Annotated in this window: 15 protein-coding genes and 1 pseudogene; 10 read left to right on the top strand and 6 right to left on the bottom strand. The window is 71.7% G+C overall.

All coding sequences use genetic code 11. The annotated features are described in order from the left end of the window. Positions 1-49 precede the first annotated feature (49 nt). The 5 genes and pseudogenes from ACIP9H_RS05750 (at position 50) to ACIP9H_RS05770 (ending at position 3,602) form a co-directional block, all read left to right on the top strand. A complete protein-coding gene (locus ACIP9H_RS05750; protein WP_401581421.1) occupies positions 50-1,615 on the top strand; it encodes an isocitrate lyase/phosphoenolpyruvate mutase family protein in 1,566 nt (521 codons plus the stop codon). Further along, positions 1,594-1,826: pseudogene (locus ACIP9H_RS05755) on the top strand (IS630 family transposase); the annotation flags it as partial. The gene ACIP9H_RS05750 and the pseudogene ACIP9H_RS05755, both read left to right, overlap by 22 nt. 31 nt (positions 1,827-1,857) lie before the next feature. Continuing rightward, complete coding sequence (locus ACIP9H_RS05760) at positions 1,858-2,178, top strand: MafI family immunity protein (RefSeq protein ID WP_401581423.1); 321 nt, start codon at positions 1,858-1,860, stop codon at positions 2,176-2,178. Between the two features lie 48 nt (positions 2,179-2,226). Then, positions 2,227-2,634 (top strand): hypothetical protein, encoded by a 408-nt coding sequence (locus ACIP9H_RS05765; RefSeq protein WP_401957719.1) that lies wholly within the window; start codon positions 2,227-2,229, stop codon positions 2,632-2,634. 368 nt (positions 2,635-3,002) lie between these two features. Beyond that, the gene (locus ACIP9H_RS05770) at positions 3,003-3,602 is read left to right on the top strand and encodes a hypothetical protein (protein WP_401581428.1); all 600 of its coding nucleotides are present in this window, start codon (positions 3,003-3,005) and stop codon (positions 3,600-3,602) included. An 87-nt stretch (positions 3,603-3,689) separates the two neighbouring features. On the opposite strand, the gene ACIP9H_RS05775 is transcribed toward ACIP9H_RS05770, so the two are convergent. Next, positions 3,690-4,691 (bottom strand): oxidoreductase, encoded by a 1,002-nt coding sequence (locus ACIP9H_RS05775; RefSeq protein WP_401581431.1) that lies wholly within the window; start codon positions 4,689-4,691, stop codon positions 3,690-3,692. A 127-nt stretch (positions 4,692-4,818) separates the two neighbouring features. Here ACIP9H_RS05775 and ACIP9H_RS05780 point away from each other — a divergent pair, with 127 nt between their 5' ends. Then, positions 4,819-5,235 (top strand): MerR family transcriptional regulator, encoded by a 417-nt coding sequence (locus ACIP9H_RS05780; RefSeq protein WP_401581433.1) that lies wholly within the window; start codon positions 4,819-4,821, stop codon positions 5,233-5,235. On the opposite strand, the gene ACIP9H_RS05785 is transcribed toward ACIP9H_RS05780, so the two are convergent. After that, positions 5,178-6,122, bottom strand: coding sequence for an NAD-dependent protein deacetylase (locus ACIP9H_RS05785; protein WP_401581436.1), 945 nt, complete (start codon positions 6,120-6,122; stop codon positions 5,178-5,180). The two genes, ACIP9H_RS05780 and ACIP9H_RS05785, sit on opposite strands and share 58 nt — an antisense overlap. Positions 6,123-6,180: 58 nt before the next feature. After that, positions 6,181-6,702 (bottom strand): universal stress protein, encoded by a 522-nt coding sequence (locus tag ACIP9H_RS05790; protein WP_401581439.1) that lies wholly within the window; start codon positions 6,700-6,702, stop codon positions 6,181-6,183. A 357-nt stretch (positions 6,703-7,059) separates the two neighbouring features. Between ACIP9H_RS05790 and ACIP9H_RS05795 the strand changes: the two genes are divergently transcribed. Continuing rightward, positions 7,060-7,521, top strand: a complete 462-nt coding sequence (locus tag ACIP9H_RS05795; RefSeq protein ID WP_401581442.1) for a DUF3558 family protein — start codon at positions 7,060-7,062, stop codon at positions 7,519-7,521. Positions 7,522-7,644: 123 nt separating this feature from the next. Here the strand turns inward: ACIP9H_RS05795 and ACIP9H_RS05800 are convergent, their stop codons facing one another. Next, positions 7,645-8,520 (bottom strand): helix-turn-helix transcriptional regulator, encoded by an 876-nt coding sequence (locus ACIP9H_RS05800; protein ID WP_401581443.1) that lies wholly within the window; start codon positions 8,518-8,520, stop codon positions 7,645-7,647. A 140-nt stretch (positions 8,521-8,660) separates the two neighbouring features. On the opposite strand from ACIP9H_RS05800, the gene ACIP9H_RS05805 reads away from it, so the two are divergent. Beyond that, positions 8,661-9,089, top strand: a complete 429-nt coding sequence (locus ACIP9H_RS05805) for a nuclear transport factor 2 family protein (RefSeq protein WP_401581445.1) — start codon at positions 8,661-8,663, stop codon at positions 9,087-9,089. 524 nt (positions 9,090-9,613) lie between these two features. Beyond that, positions 9,614-10,048, top strand: coding sequence for an NUDIX domain-containing protein (locus ACIP9H_RS05810; RefSeq protein WP_401581448.1), 435 nt, complete (start codon positions 9,614-9,616; stop codon positions 10,046-10,048). A 425-nt stretch (positions 10,049-10,473) separates the two neighbouring features. Here ACIP9H_RS05810 and ACIP9H_RS05815 read toward each other — a convergent pair whose 3' ends face one another. Further along, positions 10,474-11,172 carry an HAD family hydrolase gene (locus ACIP9H_RS05815; protein ID WP_401957725.1) on the bottom strand — a complete coding sequence of 233 codons (699 nt, stop codon included), beginning with the start codon at positions 11,170-11,172 and terminating at the stop codon, positions 10,474-10,476. A gap of 245 nt (positions 11,173-11,417) precedes the next feature. Between ACIP9H_RS05815 and ACIP9H_RS05820 the strand changes: the two genes are divergently transcribed. Beyond that, positions 11,418-12,956: a carboxylesterase/lipase family protein gene (locus tag ACIP9H_RS05820; RefSeq protein WP_401581454.1), complete on the top strand. Its 1,539-nt coding sequence runs from the start codon at positions 11,418-11,420 to the stop codon at positions 12,954-12,956. Here ACIP9H_RS05820 and ACIP9H_RS05825 read toward each other — a convergent pair. Then, on the bottom strand, positions 12,946-14,463 hold the full coding sequence (locus tag ACIP9H_RS05825; RefSeq protein ID WP_401581457.1) for an FGGY-family carbohydrate kinase: 1,518 nt from the start codon (positions 14,461-14,463) through the stop codon (positions 12,946-12,948). The two genes, ACIP9H_RS05820 and ACIP9H_RS05825, sit on opposite strands and share 11 nt — an antisense overlap. Positions 14,464-14,578: the final 115 nt, after the last annotated feature.

The following is a 14,578-nucleotide window of genomic DNA, read 5'->3' on the forward strand; positions in this document are numbered from 1 at the left end:
AGGGACGGTTCGGGGAGCGGCGAACTGTCCCGGCCCTAGCGTCAGGGCCATGACGTCGACGACGATCCATGAGTTCGACCGCTATGAGGACGTGCGAGCGGCGCTCGCCGACCCCGCACTGGTCCCGGAGCTGCCTGCTGCCGACGACGGTCCCGTCGGGGCGAGTGTCGCGTGGCTGCGTGCCACCGTGGCCCGATTCAGCTCCGGTGAGCAGCACCGGCGGCGGCGCGCTCTGGTGGAGGCCGAACTGTCCCGGCTGGAGCCCGCCTCACTACGGCGGGCGGTGGCGGCGGGGCCGGAAGGGGAGGTACGCGTGCGGGTGGTGCGTATTCTCGCCGAGGCCCTGGGAATGCCGGAGCCCGGGATGGTCGCGGAGGCGGTGACCGTCATTGCCGGGGCCTACTTCGGGGGTACGGACGCAGCCGCTGACGAGGCGGTGGCCCATCTCATGGCGCGGCTGGCGCCACGGAACGCGGATGAGGACGGCATGGAGGCCGCTGCCAACCGCATCGGGCTGCTGGTGCAGGCCTGCGCGGCGACGGCTGCCCTGGTGGAGACCGCGGCCGACAGCGACGTACCGCTGGCCCGAGTGCTCCGGGAGGCTCCGCCCGTATCGGCGATGCGCCGGGTCGCCACGCGTTCCACCCGGGTCGCCGGTCGAGAGATCGCCGAGGGCGATGCGGTTCTCCTGGATCTCGCGGCCGCCCATCGCGTGCACCCCGTGCCGCTCACCTTCGGCGCACCACCGCGGGTCTGTCCCGGCCGGGCCCACGCACTTGCTCTGGCCGACGGCCTGCGCCGACGCCCGCTGACCGACTTCGCCCGCCTGCATCACCAGGCCACCCCGCTGCTGCTTCCCAACGCCTGGGACCACGCCTCTGCGGCCGCTCTGGCGGCGCAGGGCTTCGCGGCGATCGGCACCACGAGCCTGGGCGTGGCGGCAGCCGCCGGTCTGACGGACGGGGCGGCGGCGACCGCCGAAGCGACCTCGGCTCTGGCCCGCCGACTCGGACGCGGCTCCTTTCTGTTCACGGTCGATGCCGAAGGGGGCTTCAGCGAGGACCCGGAGGAAGTGGCTGAGCTGGCCCGGAAGCTCCACTCCGCAGGAGCCGCCGGGATCAACCTCGAAGACGGCCGCCCGGACGGCACCCTCGCCCCCGTGGAGTCGCACGCCGCGAAGATCGCCGCCGTCAAGGCCGCCGTGCCGGAGCTGTTCGTGAACGCCCGCACCGACACCTATTGGCTCGGACGTCAGGAGGAGGAGACAGCGGCGCGCCTCGCGGTGTACGAACAGGCCGGTGCGGACGGGGTGTTCGTGCCGGGGCTGTCGGACCCGGACGCGATCGCCGCGCTGACGGCAACCCTCGTCGTCCCGCTGAACATTCTGTACACGCCGACCGGACCCGCCCTCGCCGACCTGGCCGCACTGGGTGTGCGCAGGATCAGCCTCGGCTCGATGCTCTACCGCAGGGCCCTGGCGGCGGCTGTGACCACCGCGACGGCCATCCGCGACGGCCGGCCGGCGGACCTCACGACCCTCTCCTACGCGGAGGTGCAAGCATGGGGCGAGCCTGAAGGAATGCCGCGGGCTGCGCGTCCTGGGCCAACCCCGTAGAGGCCCCCTTCCGTCCGCTGCGGCAGTGCGCCGTCGCCGACTCCCACCACCGCAACCACACCGCCGGGCCTGGGCCCTGCACGCCTGCCTGCGATGGCGCAACCAGAACGCCCGGCACCCCGACGTCCTCGCCGCCCGGCGGAAGGAGCGTGCTCGCATCCGCAGCGAGAAGGGCCTGCACCGGGGCGGCCGGCCAGCGCACGTCGCGTGACCTCGACCAACTCACCGGCAACACTGGCGCCATGACCGCCGATCGTCAGGCCCTGCAGGCCGGCTGGAATCAGACCCGTGACCACCTCGACGCCGCCCGAGCCCACCTCACGCGCCTGCCGGACATCGATCTCTCATCGACGCTGGAGTTCCTGGAGCACAACGAGCTGGGACTCGCCTTCGACTGCCTGGTCGATCTCGGCGACGACCTAGACCTTCCCCTCACTTTTTGGCGACACTTGGATCGAGCGGCTCGTGAGATGCGGCTTTACAGCGATGCGCTGCACAGGCCCCACCTCACGGCTGCCGACTTCTGCCGCCGTCACCTTGCCGCTGCCTCCGAGCGGGAATGATCCGCCAACCCGGCAGACCTTCCCGGTCAGAGCAACTAGCGTGAACCCATGCTCTTCGAGACGGCGTGGACCTCGGTCGTACCGCGCGTGGAAGTGGCGGTGCTGGAGGGACATACCGATCTGGTGCGGAGCGTGTGCTCCTTCGAGGCGGCGGGCCGGACGCTTCTCGCCGGCGGCGGGCGGGACGCGACCGCACGCATCTGGGATCCCACGACCGGCCGTCCCGTGCGGACGCTGACCGGGCACAGCGGCGAGGTGTCCGCGGTGCTCTTCCTCGACGGTGTCCCCGTCAGCGCCGATGACAGGACGGTGCGGCTGCGGGACCCGGGCACCGGACGGTGCGTCCTGACGATCCCGGTCCACCACGAGGTGCTCGGCAGCGCCCACGCCGGCGGCGGGCTGCTGGCGGTCGCCGTTCCCTCCGGTGTCCTCGCCTACCGGATGCGGGCGCGATGACGGCGCCGATACCACCTGCTGCCGGCGGGGTCCGGCGATTCCGGCGATTCGGCCGCGTCCAAGGCGCCGGGCGCCGGGCGCCGCAAGGGGAATTCCGCGCGGCAGGCTTCTTTCCACCGGCCTGGCGCCGGCCGCATCAACCGGCACGTAATCCCGCTCCCGAAGGGGTCAGTAAGCCTTTCCCCGGGCGGATTTGCTGCCCGGGTCCGGGTCTGGGATCTTGTCCGGGGCGGCGACGTCGAGCGACGCACCCCACGGCCGGCACCGCTTGACCCCGAGGTCACCGCCGGGCCGCCGGGTGGGTCGCGGCCGAGCCGCGAAGAGCGGCCCGCCGCCCTGTCCTTGGCTGTACGGAGAAGGGAAACAGCGTGAATACCGAGAAGGTTGTGGCCCGGCGTCTCACCTCGGAAGAGGTCGCCGAGCTGAGCCACCAGGACGCGATATTCGTCTCGGCATCGACGGAAGACCTCCCGCTCGACTGCTACGCCCCGGCTTTCCTTGTGAAGCCGGGCAAGAGCTTCGAGGGCGGATCCTTCACCGCGAGGACGATCTTCGGTGAGGAAGTGCACGTTCTTCCGGACAATGCCGAAGAGCGCGGCATCTGGGTCGCCGACGAGGCCGGGGAGGAAATCGAGGTTCTCCAGAGTGCCGGTGTCCTGCTGAACCTGGCCCTCTTTGTGCCCGACGGGACCAAGGAATCCTTGGAGGCGCTCTACAACGCCGCGCGGGAGGCATTCGGCGCGGGAATCGTCCAGCGCTGGAACGAGGAAGTCGTCGCGGTGCCGGACGTCAAGGTCGACCTGTTCGAAGAGCCGGCGCGCGGGCGCAAGAGCACGAGCAGCCAGAATCGTGACCGCCGCGCCCTGGACATCTACCCCACCCGAGTGCGCTTCATGGAGCCCAGCGCCGGCTGGAGGTTCATCCTCGAACCGCACCAGGAGACCGTCGACGACATCCCGACGATCTGAGCTCACGGCGGCCCCGCTGGGGCGGCTCCGCGGCAGAAGGCCCCCTCGGACACGCAAGGCCGGAGGGGGCCTTCGCGTTTCCGCGCGTCAGGCGCCCGCCCCCGTGGCCGTGTTCGCGGCGCGGGAGGTGTCCCAGTCGATGCCGGTCAGCTGCTGCGAGCGCTCCCACAGGCGGCGTCCGAGCTCCGGGTCCTGAGCCGCCGCCGACAACGGCACCGGGTGGGGGTGCCCCGACCGTCCGCCCCGGCCGTCGGGCCCGATGTAGGTGCCGGTGGCGAGACCGGGCTCGGTCGCCGCGTACAGCTGCGGCAGGGCACCCATCTGCGGACTCTGCGCGAAGAGTCGACCGGACATGCGCATGAGCAGCCCCGTGATGCCGCTCCCCTTGCTCTGCATCGGCGTGTTGCTGTAACCCGGGTGTGCGACAAGGCTGGTGATCGGCGTCGGCGACGCCTGCTCACGCCGGGCCAGCTCCACGCCGAAGACCGCGTTCGCCAGCTTCGACGCCGAATAGGCCGCGAGGGGCGTGTACGTCCGTGTCCAGGCGACGTCGTCCATATCGAGTTCGCCCTTCTCGTGCAGGTACGAGGTCACGGTGACCACCCGCGGCGACGGCGAGCGCCGCAGCACCGGTGCCAGCAGCGCCGTGAGCGCGAAGTGGCCGAGGTGGTTCGCGGCGAAATGACGCTCGGCGCCCTGCGCGGTGACACCGTGCCCGACCATGGAGATGCCCGCGTTGTTGATCAGTGCGTCGACGGACTCCTCCCGGCCGATCTCCTCCGCCGCCCGGTGGATCGAGTCCAGGTCCAGCAGGTCGACCTGCCGCACCTCCGCCTCGGCCCCCGGGTATGCGCTGCGCAGTGCGGACGCCACCTGCTCTCCCCGTGCCGCGTCGCGCACGGCCAGCAGTACCCGGCCGCCGTGCGCCGCGAGCTCGCGCGCCGTCACCAGGCCGAGGCCGCTCGTCGCACCCGTCACGACGAAAGTCCGGCCCTTCTGCCCGGCCATGCGCTCCGCGGTCCATCCGCCGGCGCCCGGCTTGCCCTTGTCCGGCCTGGAACCCGTCGTCGTCATGTCGCGATCTCGCATTTCTCCTCGAAGCGGCCTCGGTCAACGCGCCTGAGCAGGGCTGGGCCGTGGAAAAAAGCTAAACCTTTCCATTAATGTGAAGGTCAACCGGCGCGCGATCGCCGGCCGACACCACGAAGGAGAGTGCATGAAGATCGGAGACCTTGCCGCAAGGACCGGCGTGGCACCGCGGCTGCTGCGGTACTACGAAGAGGTCGGCATCCTGCACCCCTTCCGGGGCGCCAACGGATACCGCACCTACGGCGAACCGGCCATCGACCGCGTCCTGCAGATCCGCGAACTCCTCGAGGCCGGCCTCACGACGGACATGATCCGCGAGGTGCTCCCCTGCCTGGAGGCCGGGAAGGTGAAGACCGACCCCTCGAACTGCCCGGCGGCCAAGGACCTGGACGGACTGCGCCGCCAGCTCAGCAGCATCGAACGCCGCATCGACGTGCTGCAGCGCAACCGGCAGGCCATCCAGACGTTCCTCCGTGCCTGGGAGGACTACGCCGTCGCCGCGCCCGCGTCCGCCACCGCGGCTTCGGACCCGGCCGCGGAGTGAGCGGGCTCGACGGGGACGCCCAGCCGCCCGGCGACGGTGGTGAGCGCCGTTCCCAGCGGGAGCGCGACCCGGGTGAGCGCATGGCGGTCGCCGCGCGTGACGTCCCGGTTGACGATCAGCACCGGCTTCCCCTCCTGGGCCGCCTGACGAACGAACCGCAGCCCGGACATCACCGTCAGCGATGATCCCAGCACCAGCAGCGAAGCCGCCTCGCTCACCAGCGCGCGGCACTGCTCGACCCGCTGCTGCGGCACGGCTTCGCCGAAGAAGACCACGTCGGGCTTGAGGACACCGCCGCAGACCACGCAGGGCACCACGTGGAAGTCCCCCACCTGATCGTCGGTGAGGTCGGCGTCGCCGTCCGGATTGATCGCCGCGGCCACCGGCTCGAAGCCCCGGTTGGCCTCCTCCAGCCGCCGGGCGAGCTCGCCGCGCGGGCTGAACGCGCCGCAGGAGAGGCAGACCACCCGGGCCAGGCTTCCGTGGAGTTCGACGACCCCCTCGCTGCCGGCGGCCTGGTGCAGGCCGTCCACGTTCTGGGTGATCACACCGGACAGCAGGCCGCGCCGCCCGAACGCCGCCACCGCCCGGTGACCCGCGTTGGGCCGGGCCCGGCCGAAGGTGCGCCACCCGAGATGGCTGCGCGCCCAGTACCGGCGCCGCGCCCGGGCGTCCCCGGTGAAGTCCTGGTAGGTCATCGGGGTGTGCCGGCTCAGGCTGCCGCCCTCGCCCCGGTAGTCCGGGATGCCCGACTCCGTGGAGATGCCGGCCCCGCTGAGCACCAGCACACCGCCGGCGCCCAGCGCGTCGGCGACCGGCTCCAGATCCGTGGTGGCCGCAGGCAGGTCCTCGGTGGGGGTCCAGCTCAAGGTGGGGCGCATACGCATGCCGCCAGGGTACGGAACGGACGGGCGCCGGCGGCTGCCGCCTCGGTACGCCGGCCGGTCAGGGGACGACGATGACCGGCCGCTGGGCGCGGTGGGCCAGGGTGCGGGAGATCGAGCCGAAAAGCCTGCTGCCGGGCCCCCGCGACTGACCCACGATGATGGCGCGTGCCCGGTACTTGCGGCCGGCCGTCTCCAGCTCGTCGGCGATGACACCGCTGCGCCGGACTAGGGTCCAGGGCACATCCGCCAGGTGCTCCTCGCGGGCGAGCCGGCGCGCCAGCGTGCGCATCCCGTCCGGCCCGCCCCGCTGGACGCGCGGCGCCTCGAACCCGAAGAAGGACGCGAGGGCGTTCTGCCTGGTGACATGGACGACGATGAGCACGGTGCCGGCACGCCGCGCCATCCCGGCCGCGTAGGACAGCGCCCTCCTGCTGGACACGGAGCCGCTGTAGCCGACCAGGACGCCGTACCTGTCCATGGTCGTGTGAACGCTGTCACAGCCGAACGCCTGCTCCCAGGCACCGGCCGACCACGGGAGCGGGCCGTCGCCGTCACGTTCGGGAGCATCATGGCCTGCCATGAGAAACCTTTCCGGGAACGTCGTCCGGGACGAAGCGCGACTGCTTCGCCGTCCTCAGGCACGACCGGGAACGCCGGTGATCCGTGACAACCGCCCGCCGGGAACGCGCGGGGCGTACCGACGCCCGGACGCCTCGACGCATGAGCGCCGAGGGAGTTGAACGCCCGGTGCCACCCCTGTGATCCAGTGGTGACACTCGGTTGCCCGCCTGTGACACCGGTCCGCAACCCGTCCCGTCAGGGGTGACGTCTTCTTGATCGAGAGCGCGGGTCGTGCCGGCGGACCGGACACACGCACCGCGGACCGTGTCCACCGAGGGCCGCGCTCCATCCGTTGCACCACGATCGGAGGACAACAGTGAAGTCTTCACCCCTGGCGATTGTCGGCCTGGTGCTCCTGGCCGCGACGGCCACCGCCTGCGGCTCGTCGGACACTTCTTCCTCGGCCTCGGGCACCTCCGCTCCGGCGACCGGAGCGGCCTCCGGCAAGGACTCCTCGCAGAGCGGCAAGAAGGTCGACGCCTGCACGCTGCTCAAGCCCGACGAGATCACGCCGATCATCGGCGAGAACGACGGCGGGCACCCTGATGCCGGTGTGGGCGAGAGCGTGTGCAACTGGGAGAACCCGGACACCTACCAGTCCGTGACGCTGAGCATCGGCTCCCCGAACACGGCCGGTTCGGAGCAGATCGACAACTCGATGATGACGGGGTTCACCCTCGACGACCGGCTCTGCACCATCCAGGTCGTCACCCTCAAGCGGGACGCGGACAAGAAGACCGAGGCGAAGCTCATCGCGCTGCTCCAGGACCGCATATGACCCCCTGATGCAGAGGCCGCGCAGACAGTCGTCGCCGAACACCTTTGACATGACAAGAGCGGATCGGGCCGGGTACGGCCATCGCGCCGTACCCGGCCGATCCGTCGTCCGGCACGCCGCCCATCACGCCTGCCCGGCGTCCTGCTCCCGCCCGGACGTGGCGGACCAGGCGGCGAGCAGCTTCAGGCCGTCCGCGGCCGCGGTCCCGGGAGGCGCGCTGTAGACGACCACGCTCAGGCCGCTGTCGTCCGGCAGGCTCATGGTCTCCTGGTCGAGTTCCAGGTCACCGACAAGCGGATGGTGGAGGCGTTTCGTGGTGTCGCGGAAGACATGCACGCTGTGGGACCCCCACAGCACCCGGAACGCGTCGCTGCGGGTGGACAGTTCACCGATCAGGTTCGACAGCTCGCGGTCGTGGGGGCTCTTCCCCGCCTCGACGCGCAGCGCGCCGACGGCGAAACGGGCCATGCGCTCCCAGTCGGTGTAGAACCGCGTGGCAGCGGCGTTGAGGAACGCGAACCGGGCGACGTTCGCCCCGCACACCGGGTCGGCGAACATCTCCGCATACAGGGCCCGGCCCAGCGGGTTGGCGGCCAGCGTGTCGAGCCGGTTGTTCATCACGTACGCCGGCATCTCCGGCATCCCCTCGACGATCCGCGCCACGCTGGGCCGCACCGCCGAACGGGTCTCCCGCCGCGGGGCCCGCACCTGGGGCGCCGGGCCCGCGGCGCGGGCGAGGTCGCGCAGGTACATGCGCTCGGTGTCGTCGAGCCGCAGCGCCCGGGCGAGGGCGTCCAGCACGCTGTCGGAGACGCCTTTCAGATTGCCGCGCTCCAGGCGTGTGTAGTACTCGACGCTCACCCCGGCGAGCGCGGCGACCTCGCCCCTGCGCAGCCCGGCCACCCGCCGCTGCCCGTACACCGGCAGACCCGCCTGCTCGGGCGTGATGCTGTCGCGTCGGGAACGGAGGAATGCGCTGACTGCGTCCCGGTTGTCCATGAGGACAGGGTAGGCAGGCAGCGTGAGGGGTGGGGGTCCCTGCCAGTACCCCTCACGGCAAGGACTCCCCCGGCGCCGCCGTCCGGCGTTGCATGGTGCGTGCCCCGATCCTCCGGGGCCCGAACGAAAGGACGCCCAAGATGAGCGAGCGGACCGAGGCCGTGACGGAGAACCCCGCGGACGTCGTACGCGGGCTGTACGACGCGTTGGCCAAGGGCGACGTGGCGGGTGTGCTGGCCAGGCTCGCCCCCGGGGTGATCGTCGACGAGCCGGCCCAACTCCCGTACGGCGGTGTCCACCGGGGCCGCGAGGCCTTCGCGCAGTCGGTCCTGGGCGCGATGACGGCCCACGCAGGCGTCGCCATCACCGATGCCCAGGTGTTCCAGGGCCCGGCCGGCGTCGTCGGAACACTCACGGGGACCCTCACCGCGCACACCACCGGCGAGGTGTTCCCGCTGACCATGGTGGAGATCCACCAGGTCGCCGGCGGCGTGGTGCACAAGATCGACGTCTACACCAAGAACCCCCACGAGCTCGCCGCGTTCTACGCCCGCGCCGCAACCCGGTAACCCGGAAGCCCCGGAGCCCGCTTCGGCCCCGGCTCCGGGGAAACTCCCCGTCTGGACCCGCAGAACATCCTCATCGGGGCGGGGCACCCCGTGTTCGACGGGGTCGAAGCCAAGCGCGTGGATCCGGCGGTCATCCTGGGACAGCTGATCGCTGCCATTCATCGGATTCCCTGGCGAGTGGACCTGGTGGAGGCGACGACCGTGTGGCCGGCCTCCCCCACTCCGGGCCCCCACGGCCTCGTGGACGAGGACAACCCGGGGGTGACGGGACCCTGGGTATCAGAACTCCGTCCCCCGACACGGGACGCTCTGGCGGCTTTACGCGACGCCGACATGCCCGCCGTTGTCGCCCGCTGGGTGCAGGCGGAGGAACTGCACGGAGCGGACGTGGAGGCCGTGCAGCCGCTGGCCGAAGAGCTCATCCTGCTTGCCAGGCGCGCTCGCCGAGTCGGCGAACAGCTCTACTGTGGGACATCTTTGCAAGGCCGCCGAGCCGGAAGAGCGAATGCACTACCGTCACGAGGATGAAGGTGCGGCACAGAGTTCGCGCGGTTCTCCTTGACCACGATCATCTGGTGTTCCTGCGACGCGGATGGCCGGGCGGGTCCGTCTACTACACAACTGTGGGCGGGGGCGTCGAACCCGGCGATGACAGCCTCGAAGGCGCCTTGCGTCGCGAGGTCATGGAGGAAATCGGCGGCACCATCGGCCCGGCCGGCGAGTTCCTGACCACGACCGAGCCCGGCGAGCGGATCACGGTCGTCCAGCACTATTTCCGTGCCGACCTCGTGGACATGGACGTGAGCCGCCGCAACGGCCCCGAGCTGGACGACCCGAATACGGGGGACTTCTCGCCGGTGCGCGTCGCGTTGGACGTGGCAGCCGTGGCGGCGCTCGACCTTCAACCGGTCGAGCTCGCCGATTACTTGCGGGACAACCTCACGTCGTGGAGCGTCTGACCGCCGCCTCTTCGGGAGACTGCAGACGTTCATGCCCTGCTTTTTGGGCTCTCGATCTGGCGACGAAACCGGAGTGGACACATGCAGGCCGCACGATGTCGCACCAACCATCTGCCAGGGAAGTCGGCAGGGCCTCAATGCGTGGAAAGCACCGATAGCATCGCAGCGTGTCCTCCCCGCCACAGCAGGGTCGTCAGCACGTATCGGCGGGCATCGCGGCTTTGGTTGGATTCGGCTCCTACGCTCTGCACCCGGTACGGGAAGCTTGCACGCTGACCTCCGATCCGTACGGCCCCGCCTCCAGCCTGAGCAGCGTCAAAGCCTCGGGCAGCGGCCGGTGCGGGGAAGAACGCAGGTGTTTCCTGACCTGGCTCAGGGCGACATGACGCGGGGCGTCGAGCGCATGCCTGGGCTGCAGCCCGCTGTCAGTGGGTGCGAATGCCGCAGGCCGCGAGTGCGAGGTGCAGTCGTTCCTCGGTCGCCTTCGTCAACGGCGGGACGAGCAGGGTGGGGATCCCGGCTTCGACGGCTGCGCCGTCGTGGCTGGGGCGATCGCCGACCATCAGTGCCTCTTCGGGCTGTACTCCGAGCCGGCTGAGGGCGACGCGGAAGATGGCGGGGTCGGGCTTGGCCACGCCGTGTTCAAAGGACAGGACAAAATCGTCGATATACGCATCAAGGCCGCGCTCCACGAATGCGGGGCGGATGTCGACGTGGATGTCGCTGATGATCGCCACTTTCAGGCGGGCTGCCTTGAGCGCCGCGAGAGTAGGTTCGACATCGGAGGCAAAGGCGTTGTCGACCGCATCGGACAGTGCGGTGTACATCTGGTCGCCCAGGGCCGAGTCCGCTCCTGCGGCATCGATCCACCGATCGTAGCTGTCGCGGTGTGCTGCCGCCGACAGGTCGGCTCCCGCCCAGCCCTGCACGACGTGAGGGAGCTCGCCTGCTGCACTCAGGGCCGCACTGATCCGCTGGATCTCCGCCTCGGAGGAGTCACGCCCAAGTTGCCGCAATGAGTGTCGGATCCACGAAGCCCCCCTGTGCCCGGTCCGGGTGGGACCCCACTTGGGGACGATGAGTGTTCCGACCCAGTCGAACAGAACGGCTTTGAAGAAGGGCATGTCTCCCCCGTGGTCATGCGGCCCGCGATCGCCGGCGAGGTGTCACCCGTCCTTGACCGCATCACTCTGGCGAAGTGGCTCACAGCGTACTCGCGGTGATCTTGTTCGGCTTCGCCTCACCCGGCGCCGCAGCCCGTCCCCCCGAAAAACCGCTGGCGCCGCATCCCCTCGCCGTGGAGGATCCGCAGGGCCGGGGGTGTCACTGCCAGAACTCACCCCCTCCGCCCGCCTGAGAGGACGTTGTGATGACCGTTGCCGAGTCCGGCCCGACCGGGTCGCGGCCCGAGGTTCTCGCGGTGGGTGGGAGGCTGCGCGGGAGCCGGGAGGCGGGCGTGGCGGTGTTCCGGGGCATTCCGTTCGCCGAGGCCCCGGTCGGGGCGCTGCGCCTGGGCGCGCCGCGACCGGCGGAGGGGTGGAGCGGGGTGCGGGAGGCGGTCTCGTACGGTCCGCCGCCCCCGCAGGGCGGCCACTTCGGCATGGACGCGCTCTCGGGGGACGCCGCGGGCGGCGACTGGCTGACGGTCAACGTCTGGTCGCCCGAGCCGGATCCCGGCGCGGACCTGCCGGTGATGGTGTGGATCCAGGGCGGCGGCTATGTGTTCGGCATGTCCGGCCTCCCCGAGTACGACGGCGGCCGGCTCGCGCGCGACGGCGGTGTCGTCGTCGTGACGTTCAACTACCGCGTGGGGATGGAGGGCTTCGCGCAGATCGAGGGGGCGCCCGCCAACCGGGGCCTGCTCGACCAGGTCGCGGCTCTGGAGTGGGTGCGCGACAACATCCGGGTCTTCGGCGGGGACCCGGGCCGGGTCACGGTGTTCGGCGAGTCGGCGGGCGGTGGGTCGGTCGCGGCGCTGCTGGCCATGGACCGTGCGGCCGGGCTCTTCCAGCGGGCCGTAGCGCAGAGCGTGCCCGGCACGTTCTTCTCGCCGGAGCTCGCCGCGGACATCACGGCCGCCTGTGCCGCCGAACTCGGGCTGCGGCCCACAGTGGCCGATCTGTCCGGCGTCGCGCCGGACCGGCTGTCCTCCGCCGGTGACGCGGTCGGCGCCAAGATGGGCCAGTGGGCCGCGCGGTGGGGCCTGCCCGCCCACCGGGCGATCGCCTTCTCCCCCGTCGTCGACGGCGACGTCCTGGCCGTCACGCCGTGGCAGGCCCTCGCCGGCGGCGCCGGCCGCGGCATCGAACTCCTCGTCGGCCACACCCGCGACGAGCACCGCCTGTTCACCCTCCTCGGCGGTCTGCTCGGCGAGGTGGACGAGGAGCAGGCCGCCGACGCGCTGCGCGTCTTCGCGCCCGGTCCCGACGGCGTGCGGCGCTACCGCGACGCCTTCCCGGCGGCGGGCCCGGACGAGCTGTACGAACTCGTCCACTCCGACTGGCTGTTCCGCATGCCGTCGCTGCACCTCGCCGAGGCGCAGTCGGCCGCCGGAGGCCGCGCGCACGTCTACGAGCTGGTGTGGCCCGCCCCCGGTATGGGCGGCATGCTCGGCGCCTGCCACGGCCTGGACGTACCGCTCGTCTTCGGCAACCTGGACCGCGGGCAGCCGGCCATGCTGATCGGTGAGGCGCCCTCCCCGGAGGCGGAGGGGCTGTCCGGCCGGATGCGGGCCGCTTGGACGTCGTTCGCCGCCGACGGCGACCCCGGATGGCCCGCGTACGACAGCGAGCAGCGCCTCGTGCGGCTCTTCGGCGGTGAGCCGGCCGTCGCCGCGTACCCGGAAGAGGCGTCCCGCCTCATCTGGCGGGACCACACCTTCGCCGCGCTGCCACTGCTCAGCCGCTGACGCCGCCCGGCCGGGCGGGCCCGGTGACCTGGCCTCCTTCGGCTTCGCGCCGGAACCGGGCCAGGGCATGGACCGTGTCGCGGGTCGCCGGATACAGGTCCCGGTACAGGCGGTGCAGCCCGTCGTACACGGCCCCCGCCTCCGGGTCCGGTGTGCGCCGCTCGCGCACCGGATTCCACATCGCGGTGTCCGCCTCGCCGGACAGGCCGGCGGCCAGCCGGGCGGCCCCGTAGGCGGCGCCGACCGTGATCGTGGGAATGTCCTGCGGCAGCCCGGTGACGTCGGAGACGATCCGCGTCCACAACTCGCCCTGCGTGCCCCCGCCCACCGCGACGACCCGCCGGATCCCGGCGCCCGCCTGCCGCATGGCCTCGATGTTGTGGCGCACTCCGTGCGCGGTCGCCTCCAGCGCGGCCCGGTAGAGGTCGCCGCGGGTGTGCTCGACGGTGAGACCGGCGATCACCCCGCGGGCGTCGGGGTCGGCGATCGGGGTGCGCTCCCCGGCGAGGTACGGGAGCATCGCGAGGCCGCGCGCACCGACGCCGCTGTCGGCGGCCTCCGCCAGCAGGGCGGCGTGGCCGGGTGACCCGAACAGGCCGCGCAGCCACTCGGTCACCGCTCCGGACGTGGCCATGCCGCCGGCGAGCGAGCGGGTGCCGGGGAACGCACCGACGGTGCTCCACAGTTCGGGCACGCGCAACTGCCCGGTGACGGTGGCGACGAGGAACATCGTCGTGCCGTACATCAGCATCAGGTCGCCCGGGTGTGTCGCGTCGACGCTGACGGCCTCGGTCCAGGCGTCGATGGTTCCCGTGATGACGGGCGTGCCCGGCAGGAGCCCGGTGGCCGCCGCCGCACCGGCCGTCACCGTTCCGGCCTGTTCCCCGGGCCAGCGCAGCTCAGGCAGCTCCGCGTGCGGCCATACGGCGTCCACCCACGGGCGGTACCAGTCCTGCGCCCGCGCGTCGTAGAACGGGACGGACTGGCTGGCCGAGTGGTGGTCGAGCACATAGGCGCCGGTCAGCCGGTGGGCGAGAAGGGAGGCCGGCATGAGCAGGCGCCGCGCGGCCGCGAACACCTCCGGCTCGTGCTCGGCCACCCAGGCCACCTTGGGCCCCACCGCCTGCGTCGACAGCACACTGCCGCACCGGTCGAGGACGGCCTCCCGGCCGAGCTCGGCGTCGAGCCGGGCGATCTGCGCGACGGCCCGCGTGTCCACACCGTAGAGCACGGCCGGGCGCAGCGGCCGGCCCGCGGCGTCGGCCAGGCAGACGCACGGGCCCATGCCGCTGACACCGACCGCCTCCACCCGCACGCCACCGGTCAGGAGCTCGCGCGTGATGCCGCGGAACTCCTGCCACCACACCTCGGCGTCCATCTCGGCGTGTCCCGGCCTCGGGCGGGAGACGGCGTGCTCGCGCACCGCGGTCGCGCGCACGGCGCCAGAAGCGTCGACCAGGACGCCCTTGCTGCTGGATGTGCCGACGTCGACACCGAGAAAGGCCATACCTGCATGTCCCCGCGCAGGTGGACCGTCACTCCGGGTACGCTGTCCCGCCCTGCGGACGGCGTGCGCCGGCCACAGGAACGCCGCAGGCGGTGCCCCGCCCCTCCAGGGCGGG

Source organism: Streptomyces sp. NPDC088732 (assembly GCF_044751205.1).
Lineage (GTDB): Bacteria > Actinomycetota > Actinomycetes > Streptomycetales > Streptomycetaceae > Actinacidiphila.